The sequence below is a fragment of the Halomonas sp. PAMB 3232 genome (assembly GCF_031954225.1).
In the GTDB taxonomy this organism is placed as follows: Bacteria; Pseudomonadota; Gammaproteobacteria; order Pseudomonadales; family Halomonadaceae; genus Vreelandella.
The window spans coordinates 3,644,005-3,660,867 of the sequence record NZ_CP134865.1; the positions used below are offsets into that span (position 1 = coordinate 3,644,005).

Genomic DNA, 16,863 nt, shown 5'->3' on the forward strand with positions numbered 1-16,863 from the left:
GCGCCAGAAACGCTATACTGGCGCCGCCTATCACTGCCCGGAGCCTTTCATGACCCAGGACGAACTCAAAGCCGCCGTCGCCGATGCCGCCATCGACGAAATCACCCCGCACCTCGAAGCCAACACCGTGCTGGGGATCGGTACCGGCTCGACGGCGAATCTTTTCATCGACCGCTTGAAACCGCTGCGTGATCGCTTCAAGGGGGCGGTGGCAAGCTCGGACGCCTCGAAAGCGCGCCTCGAGGCGCTCGGTATCGAGGTATTCGAACTCAACGAAGTGGGATCGGTGCCCTTTTATATCGACGGCGCCGACGAAGTGAACGCTCACTTTCACATGATCAAGGGCGGCGGTGCGGCGCTGACGCGTGAAAAGATCGTGGCCGCCTGCGCCGAGCGCTTCATTTGCATCGCCGACGGCTCCAAACGCGTCGAGACGCTGGGGCGCTTTCCGCTCCCCATCGAGGTGATCCCCATGGCGCGCTCGTACGTCGCTCGGGAACTCGTCAAACTGGGCTTCGACCCGGTGTATCGTCAGGGCGTGGTGACCGATAACGGCAACCAGATCATCGATGGCTATGATCTGGCGATCGACGACCCGGTCGCGATGGAAGCGCGCCTGAACGCCATCGTCGGCGTGGTTACCAACGGCTTGTTCGCCGCTCGCGGCGCCGACGTGCTGCTGCTGGGCACCGACAAGGGCGTCGAGCGAAGCGAGCGCTAACTCACCGGGCCTTCACCATCCTGGGAAAGCAGCGCGTCGAGCCCCTTTAACGTGCGCGACAGCGCCCCCTGATGGTTGCGAATGACCTCAACGCCGGCCTGGCCCCGCGCGTTGGCCAGCGCGGGATCGTTTAGCAGCGCCGCGACCGCCGATGCCAACGCCGCCGGCGTCTCGACCTGCTCGAGCGCCCCCGCCTGCAAAAGCGGCTCGGCCACGTCGATGAAGTTCTCGAGCGACGGCCCGCAGAGCACGGGCCGGCCCAGGGCGGCGGGTTCGAGTACGTTGTGCCCGCCAAGCTTTACCAGCGAGCCGCCCACGAACGCCACGTCCCCCGCCGCGTAAAGGGTGGCGAGCTCGCCCAACGTATCGCCCAGATAGACCGCGACGTCATCAGCAACAGCGGCGTTCTCGCTTCGCCGCGCCGTCATCCAGCCTTCTCGCTCGCAAAGCGCGCCGACCTCATCAAAGCGCTGAGGGTGGCGCGGCACAAGAATCAAAAGCGCCTGTGGAAAGCGCTGGCGCAGCGCCCGGTGGGCGCTCAGGATGAGCGCCTCCTCGCCGTCCCGGGTCGAGCCCGCCACCCATACCGGGCGGTCGCTCTTGCCAAGTAGTGAGCGCTTACTCTCTTCAAGACGGCTATCGCTGACGGCCACGTCGAACTTGAGCGAGCCGATCACGCTGACGCGCCTGGGTGCGCCCAGGGCCTGGAAGCGGTGGGCATCGGCGACGGACTTCGCCGCCAGCCAGTCGACGTTAGCAAGGGCAGCGGTCATCAGCGGGCGAATGCGGCGATAGCGCGAAAACGCTCGCTCGGAGAGGCGCCCGTTGACCACCGCCACCGGCACGCCGCGCCGGGCGCAGGCGTGCAGCAGGTTCGGCCAGAGCTCGGTTTCGAACATCAGCGCCATCGCCGGCTTCACGCGGGCGACAAAGCGCCGCGCCGCGCCGGGAAAATCCAGCGGCAGGAAGCGGTGCGCCAGGCGCGGCCGCATTGTCTCGGTTTGAGCATCGATCAGCGCCTGTACCTGGCCGGCGCCGGTCGCAGTCATGGTGGTGATCAAAAGGCTGTGGCGCGGGTAGCGCGCCAGCAGCGCCTCGATCAAGGCTTTTGCGGCGCGCACCTCGCCAACGGAGGCGCAGTGCAGCCAGATCCTGGGGGCGGGCGGGAGCACGCCCAGGCCAAAGCCCAGGCGCTGGCGGCGCGGGTGAGTGGGCACTTGCTCACGCCAGATACGCCGAAAAATCAGCGGAGAGAGCGCGTAGAGCGCCGCCGAATACAGCCCCCGCGCCAGCCGCTGACGGGCGCCGGACTCGGTCGGCGGCGCGTGCATCAGCGCTCGCGCTCGAGGATGGTGTCGATCATGGCGGAGGTGGAGACGCCGTCCTCGAAGCCGAGCACTTTCACTTCGCCGTCGTTGGCCAGCACCGCCTGATGGCCGGCGATCTCGTCCACGCGGTAGTCGCCGCCCTTGACCAGAATGTCCGGCAGCACCTCCTCGATCAGCGCCTGCGGGGTGTCCTCGCTAAAGGGCACTACCCAGTCCACCGCGCCGAGCCCGGCCAGCACCTGCATGCGCCGCTCGAGCGGATTGATCGGGCGCTTCTCGCCTTTCAAACGGCGAATGGAGGCGTCGTCGTTGACCGCAACGATCAGCCGGTCACCCAGCCGCTTGGCCTGTTCCAGGTAGCTGACGTGGCCGGCGTGCAGAATATCGAAGCAGCCGTTGGTCATCACCACTCGCTCGCCGCGGCCGTGGGCGGCGCGTACGGCCTCGCAAAGCGCCGTCTTGTCGGTCACACCGAACTCGGCGGGCCGGTCGCCGTAGTGGGCGCGCGAAAGCTCCTCGACGCTGAGCGTGGCGGTGCCGGGCTTGGCGACGACGAGCCCCGCGCCCAGGTTGGCCAGCATCATCGCGTCCGGAAGTGTACTGCCCGCCGCCAGCGCCAGCCCTAAAAGCGCGATCACGGTGTCGCCGGCGCCGGTCACATCGAACACCTCCTGCGCCCGGGTGGGCAGGTGCAGAGGCGCTTGGTCGCGGCGAATCAGCGTCATGCCCTTTTCACTGCGGGTGATCAGCAGCGCCTCGAGTTCGAGCTCGGCGCGCAGCGCTTCGCCCCGGCGCTCCAGCGCTTCATCCGAATCGCACACCCCGGCCACCGCCTCAAACTCGCCCAGGTTGGGCGTGATCAGACTCGCCCCGCGGTATTTGGTGAAATCGACCCCCTTGGGGTCGATCAGCACCGTCTTGCCCAACCGGTTGGCCATCTGGATCAGCCGCTCGACTTGGTTGAGCGTACCCTTGCCGTAGTCCGAGAGGATCATCACGTCGACATCCGCCAGCGCCGCCTCCACCCGCCCAAGCAGCTCGTCGGTGTCGGTACCGGCCAGCGTTTGTTCGAAATCGAGGCGAATGAGCTGCTGGTTGCGGCTCATGACGCGCAGCTTGGTGATGGTGGGAAGCGCCTCGCTTACCTGGAAGTGAGTGCTCACACCAGCGTCAGACAACGCATTGCGGAGCAAAATGGCGTGCTCGTCGCGGCCCACGACGCCGGCAAGCGACACCTGGGCGCCGAGCGAGGCGACGTTGAGCGCGACGTTGGCCGCCCCGCCCGGGCGGTCGTCGGCGCCGTCCACGCGGACCACCGGCACCGGCGCCTCCGGCGAGATACGCGAGGTGCTGCCGTGCCAGTAGCGGTCGAGCATGACGTCGCCCACGACCAGCACGCGGGCGCGGGCAAGCGCGTTGAGATCAACTTTCATTGGTAGGCCCCGTGGTGGTGGGTCGGGTGTGCTCGAGCAGCGCGTCGAGCTTTTCGATAACCTCGTCGGTTCTGATCAGGTCCATGGCGTCGGCGTGACGCACGCGCTGACCCCAGCTCACCTCTCCCACCGATTTATTCAGATAGGTACGCACCGCCTGGGGGTAGGCGTTGACGGCGAAATCGCGCCACAAATAGGGCGCGGCGCGCTGCGGATTGGTCGTGGCGTAGAGCCCGAGGGTCGGCGTGCCCAAGGCGTTACCCATGTGCGCCGGGCCCGTGTCCGGGGCGATCACCGCGCGCGCCTCATCGATCAGCGCCAGCACCCCTTTCAAGGAGGTGCCGCCGATCGCGTTGACGACGCTGCCGGGCTGGCAGAGCGCCTCGATCGCATCCCCCATTTCACGCTCGGCGGCGCTGCCGCCGCCAGTCAGCACGCTTTTCAAGCCGTGGTGGGTAAAGGCGTGCTCGATGACGCTGGCATACCCTTTCACCGACCAGTTGCGAAAATTGCGCAGCCGCGGGTTGCTGCACGGGTTGATGACGATATAGGGCGCCTCGCCCGCCAGCGCCCGCGCCTCCTGGTAGGCGGTGTCGGGGATGGCCAGATCCCACGTCAGGCGGTCGTCACTGACGCCGAGCAGGCGGGCGAAATCCATGAAGGATTCGAGCACGTGAGGGTTGTTGCGAGGTGTGATCTGGCGCTGGGTGAACCAGTGCTGGAAATCCTTGGCGCGGGCCTTGTCAAAGCCCACGCGGACCTTCGCCTTGAGCCCGAGCGACAACACGCTTGCGCGAATCGCCTGCTGCATGTGCAAAAGCACATCGAAACGCGTATCGGCGAGCTCGCGCCAGATCCGGCGCATGCCGGCCAGGCCCGTGGCCTTGTCGAAGACGACGAACTCGACCCCGGACAGGCCCGCCAGTAGACTGTGCTCGCCTTTACCGATGATCCAGGTAATGCGCGCCTTTGGCCATTGGCGCTGCAGCGCGCGCACCGTGGGCACGAGATTGCACACGTCGCCCAGCGCGGAAAGGCGCAGGATGGCAATATGACGAGGATCCTTGGGCAGAGAGGGCTTCATGCGCTTAGCGGCACTCCGGCAAAAAAATTGGCTGATTCTACACGATGTGGACAGTTTAAGTGACGATGCGGCGCCACACCAACCCGGGCCCGCGCTCTTCGACGGGCAAGCGTGGCGCCGGGCGGGGCTGGTCACCGGCGAGGCGCCGGGGCGCGGCGAAAGCCTGTTCATCGACCGCGGCAACGAGCAGTGGGTGCTGCGCCCTTACCGGCGCGGCGGGCTCGTCGCCCATCTGTGCCAAAAGCGCTACCTGTGGCTCGGCGTCGAGCGCACCCGCGCCTTTCGTGAACTGCGCCTGACCGCCGCGCTTTATGATCAGGGCCTACCGGTGCCCCGCCCGGTGGCCGCCGGGGTGAAGCGCGAAGGTCTCGTCTACCAGGCCGCGCTGATCACCGTGCGCATCGAAGGCGCCCGGGCGCTGGCGTCGCGCCTGTCCGAGGAAAGCGTCGATGAAGCCCTGCTCGAACGGGTGGGTGAGATGATCGCGCGCTTTCACAAGAGCGGGCTCGACCACGTCGACCTCAACGCTCGTAACATCCTGATCGACGACGAGAATACGCCCTGGCTGATCGACTTCGACCGCTGCCGGTTTCGCCAGCCGGGCAGGTGGCAGACGGACAATCTCGAACGGCTGGCGCGCTCGGTGGCCAAATTCAGCGCAGCGACCGACGCCGTTCTGGCGGCGATTTCGGCGGGCTACGCCAGCGCGTCGTAGTAGCCCATCAAGCGTTTGACGTGCTGCCTGTTGCTGAAGTGGCGCTCGACCCGTGTACGCGCCGCCGCCCCCATCGCCCGGCGGCGCGCATCGTCTTCAATGAGCGCGGCCATGGCGCGTTGCCAGGCGTCGACATCGAAAGGCCCCACCAGCACGCCCGAATCCTTGTCGACGAGTTCGGGCAGCGAGCCGGTATTGGAGCCGATGATCGGCATGGCGCACGCCATGGACTCGATGATCGTCAGGCCAAACGCCTCGTTTTCCGAGGGAATGCACACCAGATCGAGCACCGGCAGGATCTCGGTGAGATCCGAGCGGTGGCCTAAAAAGCGGATTTTGTCGGCAAGCGGTGTGCCGTCGATCAGCTCCACGAGCGTTTGATAGAACTCCTCGGTGCCGCCGGAGGCGTAGTCGGTCCCGCCAATCGAGACCGCGAAGAAGTCGAGCTCCTGGGGTAGCGCCAAAAGCGCCTTCACCCACACGTCCTGCCCCTTGCCTGGCGTCACCCGCCCGGGCAGCCCGATCGCCACCGCTGATTCGGGAATGCCGAGTTCGGCGCGTTTGGCGGCGATGCTCGCCCTATCCGTTACCGGGTGATAGGTATCGATATTGACGCCGTGGGGCAGGCAGATCACGCGCTCGCGCGGCACCGGCAGGTTGTTGACGTTGCGTGCGTAGGTTGCCTGACTGATGGAGAGCACGTAGTCGACGTTTCGATAGGCGAAGCGGTGATAGGGGCTTTTCTTGGCGCGCTGGCCGCCCACGTGGTCGGTATAGAGCACGCGAAGGTTCGGCAGCAGCAGCTTCAAAAGCGCGGTCAGGCGCAAGTCGCTCGACTTGTGACAGTGGACGATGCGTACGTTTTCATCGATCAGCCAGCGGCGGATACGCCAGACACTTTTCAGCGCATCCAGGTTGCTCGAAAACGCCTTGAAGGCCACGCCGTGTCGCTGGAAGTAGGTTTCGATACGGGTCTGGAGCAGGCAGATGCCGATGACCTCGACCCCTTCTGCGTGCAGATCCTCGATGACCCGGTCGACGTAGAGCTCCATGCCGCCCTTACCATCCGACATGCAAAGCTGTAGCACCTTCGCCGCTTTTCCACCCGCCGGGTGGTCGCCCTCTGTGTTTGCACCGCCAGCTTCTACACCGTCAGTTTCTAAACCCTTGGCCATTACGCCCCGCCTTCTCTGCGCCGTTCAACAAGTTCTCGGTTGTCTTGTAGTATACAGGCTGCAATTAACGGGGTATTCACCATGGCGCAGAAAGTGCTGGTCGTGCGTAACGACAAAATCGGGGATTTCATGCTGGCCTGGCCGGCGCTTGCCTGCCTGAAAAGCGCCTCGCCGACACCACACGTCAGCGTGCTGGTACCGGCCTACACCGAGGCGTTGGCCCGCGCCTGCCCCTGGGTGGACGAGGTGATCGTCGACCCGGGCAAGCGTGGTGGCAAGCGCGCGCAAAAGGCGCTGCTCGATACGGTCAAGGCCGCCCGCTTCGATGCCCTGCTGACGCTTTTCTCGACGCCGCGTGTTGGCCTTCTTGGCTGGCGGGCGGGCATACCGCTACGTTTGGCGCCCGCGACCAAGTGGGCCCAGATGTTCTACAACGCGCGGGTGACCCAGCGCCGCTCGCGCTCAGAAAAGCCCGAGTATCAGTACAACGTGGATCTCGCCTGTCGCCTTCTCGCGCGGCTCTCGCTCAAGCTCACCCACCTGCCCGCACCGCCTTTCTGGCCGCTGGAGCGCGAGGTGGTCGCACGCCAGCGCCAGGCACTGATGACGGGCGAGTCCTCCTGTGCGGTGGTGGTGCACCCGGGCAGCGGCGGCTCAGCGGTGAATCTCTCGCTCGAGCAGTACGCCGCGCTGATCGTGAAGGTGAACGCGCAAACGCAAGCGGCGCCCGCCTGGTGGGTCAGTGCGGGGCCGGGGGAAGAGGCACAGGCTGACGCCCTGATCCAGGCGCTGGGCGCGCAGGGTATCGCGGTCAGCCGTCTGGCGCCGAGCGCGGGCGTCGAGGCGTTCGCCTATCAGCTTGCCGGAGCGGATCTCTTGATCGCCGGCTCTACCGGGCCGCTGCACATTGCCGGGTGTCTGAACATCGCCACCGCCGGCTTCTATCCGGCCAGGCGCTCGGCCACGCCGCTTCGCTGGCAAACCTGCAACGACGCCGACAAGCGCTTGGCGTTCAGTCCGCCGTCGAGCGCCGGCGAGCAGGAGATGACGGCCATCGAACTCGACGCCGCCGCCGGCGAGATATCAGCGCTTCTCGACACCCTGCTTGCTGCGCACCCAGAGCGCGGCGTACTTGTTGAAGGTGGAGTGGGCGGAGAGAATGGCGAGCAGTAGCCCCTGTGCGCCGTCGCGAAAGCCCGCCTTGAGCAGATACATCTTGAGAAAACAGCCCAGCCCATGCATCAACCCCTGGCCGAGGGAGGCGCTCTTGCCCCGGGCGGCGCGCTGTTCGGCCCAGGCATCGGCGTAGTGGGCGGACTTTTCCAGGTAGTGGCGCACGTCGCGGTAGGTGTAGTGCAAAAGATCACCGCCCAAGGGAAGTATCTTGAGCGAATCCGGCACGACGAGCTTTTCGTGCACCAGCGCGGCGTTATAGGAAGCTTCCCCCTTGGGATAAAGGCGCAGCACCCGATCCGGGTACCAGCCGGAGTGGCGGATGAAGCGGCCAAAGCACCAGGAGAGCCTGGGCAGACTATATACCGCGGGCCCGTTTTCGACCGCTTTCAGGATGCTCTCTCTGAGCTCGTCGGTAACGCGCTCGTCGGCATCGATCATCAAAATCCAGTCACCGCGGGCCAGGGCCTCGGCGCGCTGGCGCTGAACGCCAAAACCCTGCCAGTCGGCCTCAACGCTGACGTTGTCGGTGAACTCCCGGGCGATGGCGAGCGTTTCGTCCTGGCTTCCGGCGTCGAGCACGGCGATGTCGTCGACGAAGGTGAGGGTTTCCAGGCAGGCGCGCAGGTGGTGCGCTTCGTTTTTGACGATCAGTACGGCGGAAATGGCCACAAATTACCCTTGTGCGTTCGAAGGCCGCGACCCGGCCGCCTTCGTTGGACTCATTCATCATTACCCGGACGGGAATCTGCCACCCGCGCACGACACATTTGGTAAGCTAGCATACTCATTTGGTTAAGGATGGAAAGGGATATGGCATGGCGTTGATAAGGAGCTATCGACTCACCCCTTGGCTGCCGCTTTTGATCGTTGGCGCAAGCCTTGGCTACGCCGTGACGGTGGTCACCCGCCTGCCCTGGTGGACACTTTTCCCCATCGCAGCGCTTTGGCTCACCCTGGGGCTCAAGCTTCGCTGGGGCGCACCCCAACGCGAGCGCTACAAACCGGTATGGCCCTGGTCGCTCGTGCCCTTGAGTCTTCTGGGTATCTACGTGTATCTCGCCGACAGCTTCGGCAATGTGGATCTCGGCGCGGTGTTTTTCCATCTGCAGGCGGGCATGACCGACCACGGCGGTGGGGGCAAGATGGTCATCGCCGCGCTCTACGTGCTGACCATGCTCGCGCTGTTAATTTCGATCACGTGGATGGCCCGTCGAGACCCGCGCTGGCGGCTGACGGAGCGCTTTTTCGCGCTGGCGCTGTTGGCCATCAACCCGCTGCTTTATGGCCTCGGTCAGCGCAGCGCAGCAATCGTCACCGACGACGGTGAGTGGCTCGACCGGCGCTACGTGGCCCCGCCCACCGCAATGCGCTCCGACGACCCGCCCAATTTGCTACTGATGTACCTGGAGAGCCTGGAGCGTACCTACTCAAGCGACATCTTCGGCGACGCCTACGCCGACCTGGAGGCGCTGGGCGAGCGCGGCTGGGTGTTCGAAGGCGTGCGCCAGATGGACAACACCGGCTGGACCATGGCCGGCATGATCGCAAGCCAGTGCGGCGTGCCGCTGATGCCGGCGGGGCTTTTACACGACACCCAGTTCGAGCCGCTCACGCAGGTGGTGCCCGGGGTGAACTGCCTGGGCGACGTGCTGGCAGGCCAGGGCTACCGGCTGAGCTACCTGGGCGGGGCCAGCTCGCAGTTTGCCGGCAAGGGGCTTTTCTACAACGGCCACCAGTTCCAAACGGTCAAGGGCAAGGAGGACTGGCTCGCCAAGCTCGACGACCAGCAGTACGTCAACAGCTGGGGCGTTTATGACGACACCCTCTACAGCGAAACCGAGCGCGAGATTCGACGGCTCGAAAATGAGGACGACGGCCCCTGGGCGGTGGTCAACCTGAGCCTGGCTGGCCACTCCCCCCACGGATTTCCGTCGCAAACCTGCATCGACCGCCAGGGCGACTTCGACGGCCAGGACATTCTCTTCTCGGTGAAGTGCTCCGCCTGGCAGGCGCGGGATTTGATCGAGCGCCTCGAAGCCGAGGGCCTTTTGGACAATACGCTCGTCGTGCTCCAGAGCGATCATTTGACCATGCGCGTGCCGGTGTGGGACCAGCTCACCGCGCTCGACCGCGACAATACCCTGATCATGCTCGGTGACGGGCTAGAGCCCCGGCGTATCCGGCGAAACGCCACCATGCTCGACGTTTTCCCGACGCTTCTGGAGGCGATGGGTATGACGCTGGATGAGCACCGCGCGGGGCTTGGAGTATCGCTTCTTGGCGACCGCTCGACGCTTACCGAGACGCACGGGCTCGACGTGCTCAACGAGCGGCTGCGCGAGGAAACCGCGCTGCAGCACCGGCTGTGGGAGGGCCTTGCCCCGCAGCGCCAGAACGCGACGCCCTCCCCCGCCGAGCAGGTCGTCGAAACGCCGTCCGACGCCCCGCTGGAAGTGGAGAATGTCAGCCGCTGACGATCACGCCGGGCGTGCCGGACTGCACCGCGCCCACGGCCTCGAAAACGCTCGCCTCGGTCAGCTGGTTCAAACAGTTGGTATGCCCCAGCGGGCAGACCCGCTTGAAACAGGGCGAGCACGAAAGGCCCAGGTAGTGCACCGTGGCGCTGTCGGTCAGCGGCGGGGTATAGCGCGGCGACGACGAGCCATAGATCGCGTGGATCGACACCCCCACCGCCGCGGCCACGTGCATAAGCCCCGAGTCGTTGGTGACCACCTGGCGGCAGTCAGCGAGCAAATCCACCGCATCGGCGAGCGCGGTCTGCCCGCACAGGTTGTGAACGTGGCCAAGCCCTGCGCTGATTACCTCCCCCACCGCGTGATCCTTCGGCCCGCCGAAAATACGCACCTCGAACCCCTCCTCCACCAGCCGTTTGGCCAGCCCATGAAAGTACTCAGGCGGCCACTGCTTGGCCGGGCCATACTCCGCGCCGGGCATCATGCCGATCGCCGGGCGCGACGACAGCGCAAGCTTCAGGCGCAGATTCACCAGGTTGTCGTGATCCACCGAAAGGCGGGGCGGGGTGATGGGAAAATCGCCGCGCCGCGCTTCATCCCTGGAGACACCCAGCGAGACGAAGCGCTTCACGGTCTGGTCGAGCACGCGCTTGTCGAGCTTTCGCGCCTCGGTCAACAGCCCGTAGCGGTACTCGCCGAGAAAACCGACCCGCGTTGGAATGCGCGCCAGAAACGGCACCAGCGCCGCCTTCCAGGAGCGCGGCAGCACGATGGCCATATCGAACCGGCCTTTCAAGCGCGCGGCCAGCTCGCGGCGGCTTTTGAGGCCAAACTCGCCGTGACCCACGCCCAGAGGCAGCACCTCGTCGACCTGGGGCATGCGCGCCAGAATCGGCTGCGACCACCCGGGAGCGACCACGCTCAAGGTCGCCCCTGGATGGCGCGCCTTGAGCTCGATGAACAGGCTCTGGGCCATCACCATGTCCCCCACCCAGGAGGGCCCCACGACCAGAAGCCGCTTGGCGGTGTCAGCCATTGAGCCACTCCAGGTACGCCTTCACGCCCTGAGCCACGGTCTTGAATTCGACGTCGCAGCCGGCGTCGCGAAGCCGCGATATATCCGCGCGGGTGTAGCTCTGGTAGCGCCCCTTGAGCTCGTCGGGAAAATCGATGTAGTCGATCTGGCCCTGGCCGTAGTAGTCGATGACCGCCTCGCCGATCGCCTTGAACGGCTCGGCGCGCCCGGTGCCCAGATTAAAAATGCCGGAAACGCCGGGGTGATCGAGAAACCACAGGTTAACGTCCACCACGTCGCCCACGAAAACGAAGTCGCGGCTCTGCATGCCCGCCTCATACCCGTCGAATGCGCCGAAGAGCTTCAGCGTCTGGCCATTTTTGACCTGGCCGTGGTTGTGAAACGCCACGCTCGCCATCTTGCCCTTATGCTGCTCACGCGGGCCATAGACGTTGAAGTAGCGAAACCCGACGACCTGAGTGGTGAGCGTCGGCATGCGTGCGCGCACGTGCTGGTCGAACAAGAGCTTCGAGTAGCCGTAAACGTTGAGCGGCTTTTCGAACTCGGGCGACTCCTTGAATACTTCGCTACCGCCGTAGGTGGCCGCCGAGGAGGCGTACAAAAAGGCGATGCCGTGCTGCTCGCAGTACTCGAGCAGTACCTTCGAGTACTCGAAGTTGTTCTCCATCATGTACTGGCCGTCCCACTCGGTGGTATCCGAGCAGGCGCCTTCGTGAAAGATCGCCTCGATCGCAGGCAGATCACACGGCTCACCGCGCAAGGATGCCTGCACTTCCATCAGGAAGGCGTCCTTGTCGCGATAGTCATACAGCGTGCAGTCGACCAGGTTGACGAACTTGGTGCCGTCAGACAGATCGTCCACCACGATGATGTCGGTGCGCCCGCGTGCGTTGAGCGCCTTGACGATATTGGCGCCGATAAAGCCGGCCCCACCGGTCACTACGATCATAAGAACTCCTTGAAAAGCGCTCTGGTTGGCTTTGGTGCCTATAACCCATCTGCCTGGGATTGTATACTTGACGGCTTCTGAATTCATGGCCAATGGTGCTTTTTGCGATGAGTGTCTCGACGAACCAATCGACGCCGGATGTGTCGACCTTTCAAGGCTTGATCCTTGCCCTGCAGCAGTACTGGGCGGAACAGGGCTGCGTGATTCTTCAGCCGCTGGACATGGAAGTGGGTGCGGGCACGTTCCACCCGGCCACCTTCCTGCGCTCGATTGGTCCGGAAACCTGGAACGCCGCGTACGTACAGCCGTCCAGGCGCCCCACCGACGGGCGCTACGGCGAAAACCCGAACCGCCTGCAGCACTACTACCAGTTCCAGGTCGTGATGAAGCCCTCGCCGAAAAACTTCCAGGATCTGTACCTGGGCTCGCTCAAGCGCCTGGGACTCGACCCGCTGGTGCACGACGTGCGCTTCGTCGAGGACAACTGGGAGTCGCCGACGCTCGGCGCCTGGGGGCTTGGCTGGGAGATGTGGCTCAACGGCATGGAAGTGACCCAGTTCACCTATTTCCAGCAGGCCGGCGGCATCGAGTGCTACCCGGTAACCGGCGAGCTCACCTACGGGCTCGAGCGCATCGCCATGTACCTGCAGGACGTGGACAGCGTCTATGACCTGGTCTGGGCGATCGCCCCGGATGGAAGCAAGGTCAGTTACGGCGACGTTTATTTGCAAAACGAGCGCGAGCAGTCGACCTACAACTTCGAGCACGCCGACGTCGACCAGCTCTTCGCCAACTTCGACCACCAGGAGAAGGAGTGCGCAAAGCTTCTGGAAGCGAAGCTGCCGCTGCCCGCCTACGAGCAAGTGCTCAAGGCCTCGCACACCTTCAACCTGCTGGATGCCCGCCACGCGATCTCGGTGACCGAACGTCAGCGTTTTATTCTGCGCGTGCGCACCATGGCCCGCGACGTGGCCCACGCTTATTTTGAGTCGCGCAAGGCCGAAGGCTTTCCGATGGCAAGCGAGGCGCTTCGCCGTGAACTACTAGACGACCAGGGAGACGCCTGAATGGCCGCTGATACGCTGTTACTCGAACTCGGTGCCGAGGAGCTTCCGCCGACTGCGCTGGACGCGCTCTCGGACGCCTTCGCCGACGGTATCGAAAAAGGCCTGCGTGAGGCCGAGATCGCCTTCGATAACGTGATCGCCTACGCCACGCCGCGCCGGCTCGCCGTGCGTGTCGAGGGGCTCGCCGACAAGCAGCCCGACCGCGAAGTCGAAAAGCGCGGCCCGGCGCTGGCGGCCGCCTTCAAGGACGGCGCCCCCACCAAGGCCGCCGAAGGCTTCGCTCGCTCCTGCGGGGTCAGCGTCGACGAGCTGATTCATCTGGAAACCGACAAGGGCACCTGGCTTGGCTATCGCGAGCATCAGGCCGGTGAAAGCGTTCAGGATCTGCTGCCGGCGCTGTTGCGCAAGACGCTGGGGGCGCTGCCGGTGCCCAAGAACATGCGCTGGGGCAGCTCGCGCATCGAATTTTCTCGCCCGGTTCACTGGCTGCTCGCGCTTTACGGTAGTGACGTGATCGCCGCCGAGGCGCTGGGTCTCGAGGCGAGCCGCACGACCTACGGCCACCGCTTCCACGCCCCGGACGCGATTCAGCTTACGCACGCCGACGACTACCTCGAGACGTTGGAGAACGCCTACGTGCTGGCGGATCGCACCCGGCGCCGCGAGCGTATTCGCGAGCAAGTGCTGGCGGAAGCCGAAGTGCACGACGCTACCGCGGTGATCGACGAGGATCTTCTGGTCGAAGTGAGCGGTCTGGTCGAGTGGCCGGTGGCGCTGACCGGCACCTTCGACGAGCGCTTTTTGAAAGTGCCCGGCGAGTGCCTGATTTCGTCGATGAAGGCGAACCAGAAGTACTTCCACCTGCTGGATGACGATGGCGCGCTCAAGCCGCTGTTCATTACCATCTCCAACATCGAGAGCCAGGATCCGCAGCAGGTCATCTCGGGTAACGAGAAGGTGATTCGCCCGCGCCTGGCGGATGCGGTGTTCTTTTATGACACCGATCGCAAGCAGAGCCTCGCATCGCGCATTCCCCAGCTCGAAAGCGTCGTCTTCCAGCAGCAGCTCGGCACGCTGGCCGACAAGGTGCGCCGTAGCACCGCGATCGCCACTTACATCGCCCAAAAAATCGGCGGTGACACCGGCCACGCCCAGCGCGCGGTAGCGCTGGCCAAGTGCGATCTGGTGACCGAAATGGTGCTCGAATTCCCCGAGCTTCAGGGCATCATGGGCCGCTACTACGCCGAGCAGGACGGTGAGCCCGCCGAGGTCGCGCAAGCGCTCGAAGAGCAGTATCTGCCCCGCTTCGCCGCGGACGATATTCCGCAAAGCCAGGCCGGCCAGGCGCTGGCGCTGGCGGACCGCCTCGATACGCTGGTAGGCATCTTCGCCATCGGCCAGCGCCCGACCGGCGCCAAGGACCCGTTCGCCCTGCGTCGCGCCTCCATCGGCGCGCTGAACATTCTGGTCAAGGGCGAGCTCGACCTGGATTTGCGCGAGCTTCTGAGCGTGGCCGCCGAGCAGCATCGCGAGCTTGCCAAGGACGGTCTGGTCGACGACGTATTGACCTATATGCTAGATCGCTTCCGCGCCTGGGGTCAGGACGAGGGCATCAGTGCCGAGATGTATCTGGCCGTTCGCGCCCGCCCGGTGACCAGGCCGCTGGACTTCGCCCGCCGCCTGCGCGCGGTCAAGGCATTCACTCAGCGCGAGGAAGCATCGGCGCTGACCGCAGCTAACAAGCGCGTCTCCAACATCCTCGCCAAGCAGGAGCACGACGGCAGCACTCGGGTCGATGAAGCGCTGCTGCAGGAAGACGCCGAGCGCGCGCTGTATGAGGCGGTCACCCAGAGCCAGACACGGGTCGCCCCGCTGTTTGCCGAAGGCCACTACCAGCAGGCGCTGGACGCGCTCGCGGAGCTTAGAGCCCCGGTCGACCGGTTCTTCGACGAGGTAATGGTCATGGCAGAAGATTCAGGCGTGCGCCAGAACCGTTTGGCGCTGCTGGCGAGCCTTCAAGCACTCTTTTTGGAAGTGGCGGATATTTCACTACTGCCGCAGTAGCTTCCTTAAAACGCGATGTCGAGAGGGGCGCCTTGCGCCCCTTTTTTTATGATTGCCCATATCTCTTGAGCCCATTTTTCAAGCGCCGTGTTTCACGTGAAACACTTATAAACCGCGTGCTAAACTCACCGGCATTAGCGCTACGCTGCGACGTTTTCATTGTGGTAAAGGTGATCGCGGCCTACCGAGAACATATATGTATGACGAGTTTTTAAAGCAAGCCTACCCCCACCAACACGCCTCGATGGCTTACCATCAATTGGGTGAAGAGCGGGTTTGGCTCAAGCGAGCCGTAAAACGCAACGGACGCTTTGCCTATACGCCGCTTAATCTGTTTGCTCGCGTGCTCAAGGTCGAAGCGCTCAAGCCCGTACCGAATCCAGGCGGTGAAAAAAGCATCCAAACGGAAGTAGCCCGCCTTGAAGCGCTCGACGCCGCCGGCATTCCTGTACCACGGCTGCTGGCGTTTAATTCTCAGGCGCTGCTGCTGGCGGACGCGGGTACGCCGGAAGCCCCCGCCTCGACGCTGCTGCATTGTTTGAAGCGAGCCGAGTCGCCGGAAGATGTCGACCGTCTTCTGCGGCTGGGCATCGAGGCGCTCAACGATGTCCATCGTCGCGGCTTTTACCTGAGCGAGGCCTTTACGCGCAACATCCTGGTCGTGAACGGGCGCCACATCGTCTTCATCGATTTCGAGACCGACCCGGGTGACATACACACGCCGCTCGATTGTATGGTACGCGACTGGTACTGCTTTATTTTCTCGCTCTACGGCAAGCTGCACACTTCACCGCTTCAACGTGAACGCCTGACCCCGGCATTGATCGAAGGGCTCAATCGTACCCGCAGTGACGTCTCCACCGCTTTCAAGGCGGCCCTGACGCCGCTTCTTCGCCTGCAGCGTATTCCGTTCAAGCGCTTCGGAAGCGACGGTAGAAAAATTCATTCAACCCTGCAATCGCTCGCCATTTTGCAGCGACGTATTGCGTGAGACGTATTCACATGCCTTTTACTGCCAAAAAACTGGTGATCCTCGATCGTGACGGCGTGATCAACCAGGATTCCGATCATTACATCAAAACCCTCGACGAGTGGGTGCCCTACCCCGCTTCGATCGCCGCCGTCGGCGAGCTGACCCGCGCGGGCTATACCGTGGCGCTGGCCACCAACCAGTCCGGCCTCGCTCGAGGCTACTTCGATGAAGCGACCCTCACTGCCATGCACGAAAAGCTCGAACGGCTGGTTGAAAACGTAGGGGGAAAGATCGCGCATATCGCTTTTTGCCCCCACGGGCCTTCCGACGACTGTAGCTGCCGTAAGCCGCTACCGGGGCTGCTCCTCGAAATACAAAGCGCGCTCGACCTGGATTCGCTCGACGGCAGCTGGATGGTGGGCGATAGCCTGCGCGATTTACAGGCCGGTGAGGCAGCGGGGAGCCAGCCGGTACTGGTCAAAACCGGGAAGGGGCAAAGAACACTGGAGAAGAACGAAGGGCTCGATAACGCGCGCGTTTTTGACGATCTCGCTGCGTTTACCCGCTGGCTGCTGAAAGAGTACGCTCACTGATATACCGTGGCTTCATCCCCCCATATAAAAACGCCGCGATCTTTCGCGGCGTTTTTAGTTTGCACTGTTTCACGT

The 16,863-nt window shown here is 64.1% G+C and carries 15 protein-coding genes; 8 read left to right on the top strand and 7 right to left on the bottom strand.

The annotated features are described in order from the left end of the window. The first annotated feature begins 49 nt into the window (after positions 1–49). Positions 50–721, top strand: coding sequence for a ribose-5-phosphate isomerase RpiA (gene rpiA / locus RN346_RS16790; protein WP_263585708.1), 672 nt, complete (start codon positions 50–52; stop codon positions 719–721). Here the strand turns inward: rpiA and waaA are convergent. From waaA to RN346_RS16805, 3 genes are read right to left on the bottom strand one after another with little or no spacing between them, the layout of a single operon-like run. Continuing rightward, the gene (waaA, locus tag RN346_RS16795; protein ID WP_311961745.1) at positions 718–2,052 is read right to left on the bottom strand and encodes a lipid IV(A) 3-deoxy-D-manno-octulosonic acid transferase; all 1,335 of its coding nucleotides are present in this window, start codon (positions 2,050–2,052) and stop codon (positions 718–720) included. The genes rpiA and waaA overlap by 4 nt on opposite strands. Further along, positions 2,052–3,482, bottom strand: coding sequence for a bifunctional D-glycero-beta-D-manno-heptose-7-phosphate kinase/D-glycero-beta-D-manno-heptose 1-phosphate adenylyltransferase HldE (gene hldE, locus RN346_RS16800; protein ID WP_311961746.1), 1,431 nt, complete (start codon positions 3,480–3,482; stop codon positions 2,052–2,054). Before hldE ends, waaA begins: the two co-directional genes overlap by 1 nt. Further along, entirely contained in the window at positions 3,472–4,566 is a 1,095-nt protein-coding gene (locus tag RN346_RS16805; RefSeq protein WP_311961747.1) for a glycosyltransferase family 9 protein, read from the bottom strand. The genes hldE and RN346_RS16805 overlap by 11 nt, the downstream gene beginning before the upstream one ends. Between RN346_RS16805 and RN346_RS16810 the strand changes: the two genes are divergently transcribed. Then, positions 4,565–5,281, top strand: a complete 717-nt coding sequence (locus RN346_RS16810; protein ID WP_311961748.1) for a 3-deoxy-D-manno-octulosonic acid kinase — start codon at positions 4,565–4,567, stop codon at positions 5,279–5,281. The genes RN346_RS16805 and RN346_RS16810 overlap by 2 nt on opposite strands. Here the strand turns inward: RN346_RS16810 and RN346_RS16815 are convergent. Further along, positions 5,263–6,456 (bottom strand): glycosyltransferase family 4 protein, encoded by a 1,194-nt coding sequence (locus RN346_RS16815; protein WP_311961749.1) that lies wholly within the window; start codon positions 6,454–6,456, stop codon positions 5,263–5,265. The two genes, RN346_RS16810 and RN346_RS16815, sit on opposite strands and share 19 nt — an antisense overlap. 81 nt (positions 6,457–6,537) lie before the next feature. Between RN346_RS16815 and RN346_RS16820 the strand changes: the two genes are divergently transcribed. Further along, entirely contained in the window at positions 6,538–7,629 is a 1,092-nt protein-coding gene (locus RN346_RS16820; protein ID WP_311961750.1) for a glycosyltransferase family 9 protein, read from the top strand. On the opposite strand, the gene RN346_RS16825 is transcribed toward RN346_RS16820, so the two are convergent. Then, the gene (locus RN346_RS16825; RefSeq protein ID WP_311961751.1) at positions 7,540–8,301 is read right to left on the bottom strand and encodes a glycosyltransferase family 2 protein; all 762 of its coding nucleotides are present in this window, start codon (positions 8,299–8,301) and stop codon (positions 7,540–7,542) included. The genes RN346_RS16820 and RN346_RS16825 overlap by 90 nt on opposite strands. Positions 8,302–8,447: 146 nt before the next feature. On the opposite strand from RN346_RS16825, the gene RN346_RS16830 reads away from it, so the two are divergent. Further along, positions 8,448–10,106 (top strand): sulfatase-like hydrolase/transferase, encoded by a 1,659-nt coding sequence (locus tag RN346_RS16830; protein ID WP_311961752.1) that lies wholly within the window; start codon positions 8,448–8,450, stop codon positions 10,104–10,106. Here RN346_RS16830 and waaF read toward each other — a convergent pair. Then, entirely contained in the window at positions 10,096–11,142 is a 1,047-nt protein-coding gene (waaF, locus tag RN346_RS16835) for a lipopolysaccharide heptosyltransferase II (protein WP_311961753.1), read from the bottom strand. The genes RN346_RS16830 and waaF overlap by 11 nt on opposite strands. Further along, the gene (gene rfaD, locus RN346_RS16840) at positions 11,135–12,091 is read right to left on the bottom strand and encodes an ADP-glyceromanno-heptose 6-epimerase (protein WP_311961754.1); all 957 of its coding nucleotides are present in this window, start codon (positions 12,089–12,091) and stop codon (positions 11,135–11,137) included. The genes waaF and rfaD overlap by 8 nt, the downstream gene beginning before the upstream one ends. Positions 12,092–12,198: 107 nt before the next feature. Here rfaD and glyQ point away from each other — a divergent pair, with 107 nt between their 5' ends. The 4 genes from glyQ (at position 12,199) to gmhB (ending at position 16,788) form a co-directional block, all read left to right on the top strand. After that, complete coding sequence (glyQ, locus tag RN346_RS16845; protein ID WP_263585697.1) at positions 12,199–13,158, top strand: glycine--tRNA ligase subunit alpha; 960 nt, start codon at positions 12,199–12,201, stop codon at positions 13,156–13,158. Beyond that, positions 13,159–15,222: a glycine--tRNA ligase subunit beta gene (gene glyS, locus RN346_RS16850; protein ID WP_311961755.1), complete on the top strand. Its 2,064-nt coding sequence runs from the start codon at positions 13,159–13,161 to the stop codon at positions 15,220–15,222. Positions 15,223–15,418: 196 nt separating this feature from the next. Then, complete coding sequence (locus tag RN346_RS16855; RefSeq protein WP_311959026.1) at positions 15,419–16,213, top strand: hypothetical protein; 795 nt, start codon at positions 15,419–15,421, stop codon at positions 16,211–16,213. An 11-nt stretch (positions 16,214–16,224) separates the two neighbouring features. Further along, positions 16,225–16,788, top strand: coding sequence for a D-glycero-beta-D-manno-heptose 1,7-bisphosphate 7-phosphatase (gmhB, locus tag RN346_RS16860; RefSeq protein WP_311961756.1), 564 nt, complete (start codon positions 16,225–16,227; stop codon positions 16,786–16,788). Positions 16,789–16,863: the final 75 nt, after the last annotated feature.

Excerpts from the sequence above, each read along its gene's own strand:
- rpiA (WP_263585708.1), top strand. The coding sequence starts at position 50 with ATGACCCAGGACGAACTCAAAGCCGCCGTCGCCGATGCCGCCATCGAC.
- waaA (WP_311961745.1), bottom strand. The coding sequence starts at position 2,052 with ATGCACGCGCCGCCGACCGAGTCCGGCGCCCGTCAGCGGCTGGCGCGG.
- hldE (WP_311961746.1), bottom strand. The coding sequence starts at position 3,482 with ATGAAAGTTGATCTCAACGCGCTTGCCCGCGCCCGCGTGCTGGTCGTG.
- RN346_RS16810 (WP_311961748.1), top strand. The coding sequence starts at position 4,565 with ATGCGCTTAGCGGCACTCCGGCAAAAAAATTGGCTGATTCTACACGAT.
- RN346_RS16805 (WP_311961747.1), bottom strand. The coding sequence starts at position 4,566 with ATGAAGCCCTCTCTGCCCAAGGATCCTCGTCATATTGCCATCCTGCGC.
- RN346_RS16815 (WP_311961749.1), bottom strand. The coding sequence starts at position 6,456 with ATGGCCAAGGGTTTAGAAACTGACGGTGTAGAAGCTGGCGGTGCAAAC.
- RN346_RS16820 (WP_311961750.1), top strand. The coding sequence starts at position 6,538 with ATGGCGCAGAAAGTGCTGGTCGTGCGTAACGACAAAATCGGGGATTTC.
- RN346_RS16830 (WP_311961752.1), top strand. The coding sequence starts at position 8,448 with ATGGCGTTGATAAGGAGCTATCGACTCACCCCTTGGCTGCCGCTTTTG.
- waaF (WP_311961753.1), bottom strand. The coding sequence starts at position 11,142 with ATGGCTGACACCGCCAAGCGGCTTCTGGTCGTGGGGCCCTCCTGGGTG.
- rfaD (WP_311961754.1), bottom strand. The coding sequence starts at position 12,091 with ATGATCGTAGTGACCGGTGGGGCCGGCTTTATCGGCGCCAATATCGTC.
- glyQ (WP_263585697.1), top strand. The coding sequence starts at position 12,199 with ATGAGTGTCTCGACGAACCAATCGACGCCGGATGTGTCGACCTTTCAA.
- glyS (WP_311961755.1), top strand. The coding sequence starts at position 13,159 with ATGGCCGCTGATACGCTGTTACTCGAACTCGGTGCCGAGGAGCTTCCG.
- RN346_RS16855 (WP_311959026.1), top strand. The coding sequence starts at position 15,419 with ATGTATGACGAGTTTTTAAAGCAAGCCTACCCCCACCAACACGCCTCG.
- gmhB (WP_311961756.1), top strand. The coding sequence starts at position 16,225 with ATGCCTTTTACTGCCAAAAAACTGGTGATCCTCGATCGTGACGGCGTG.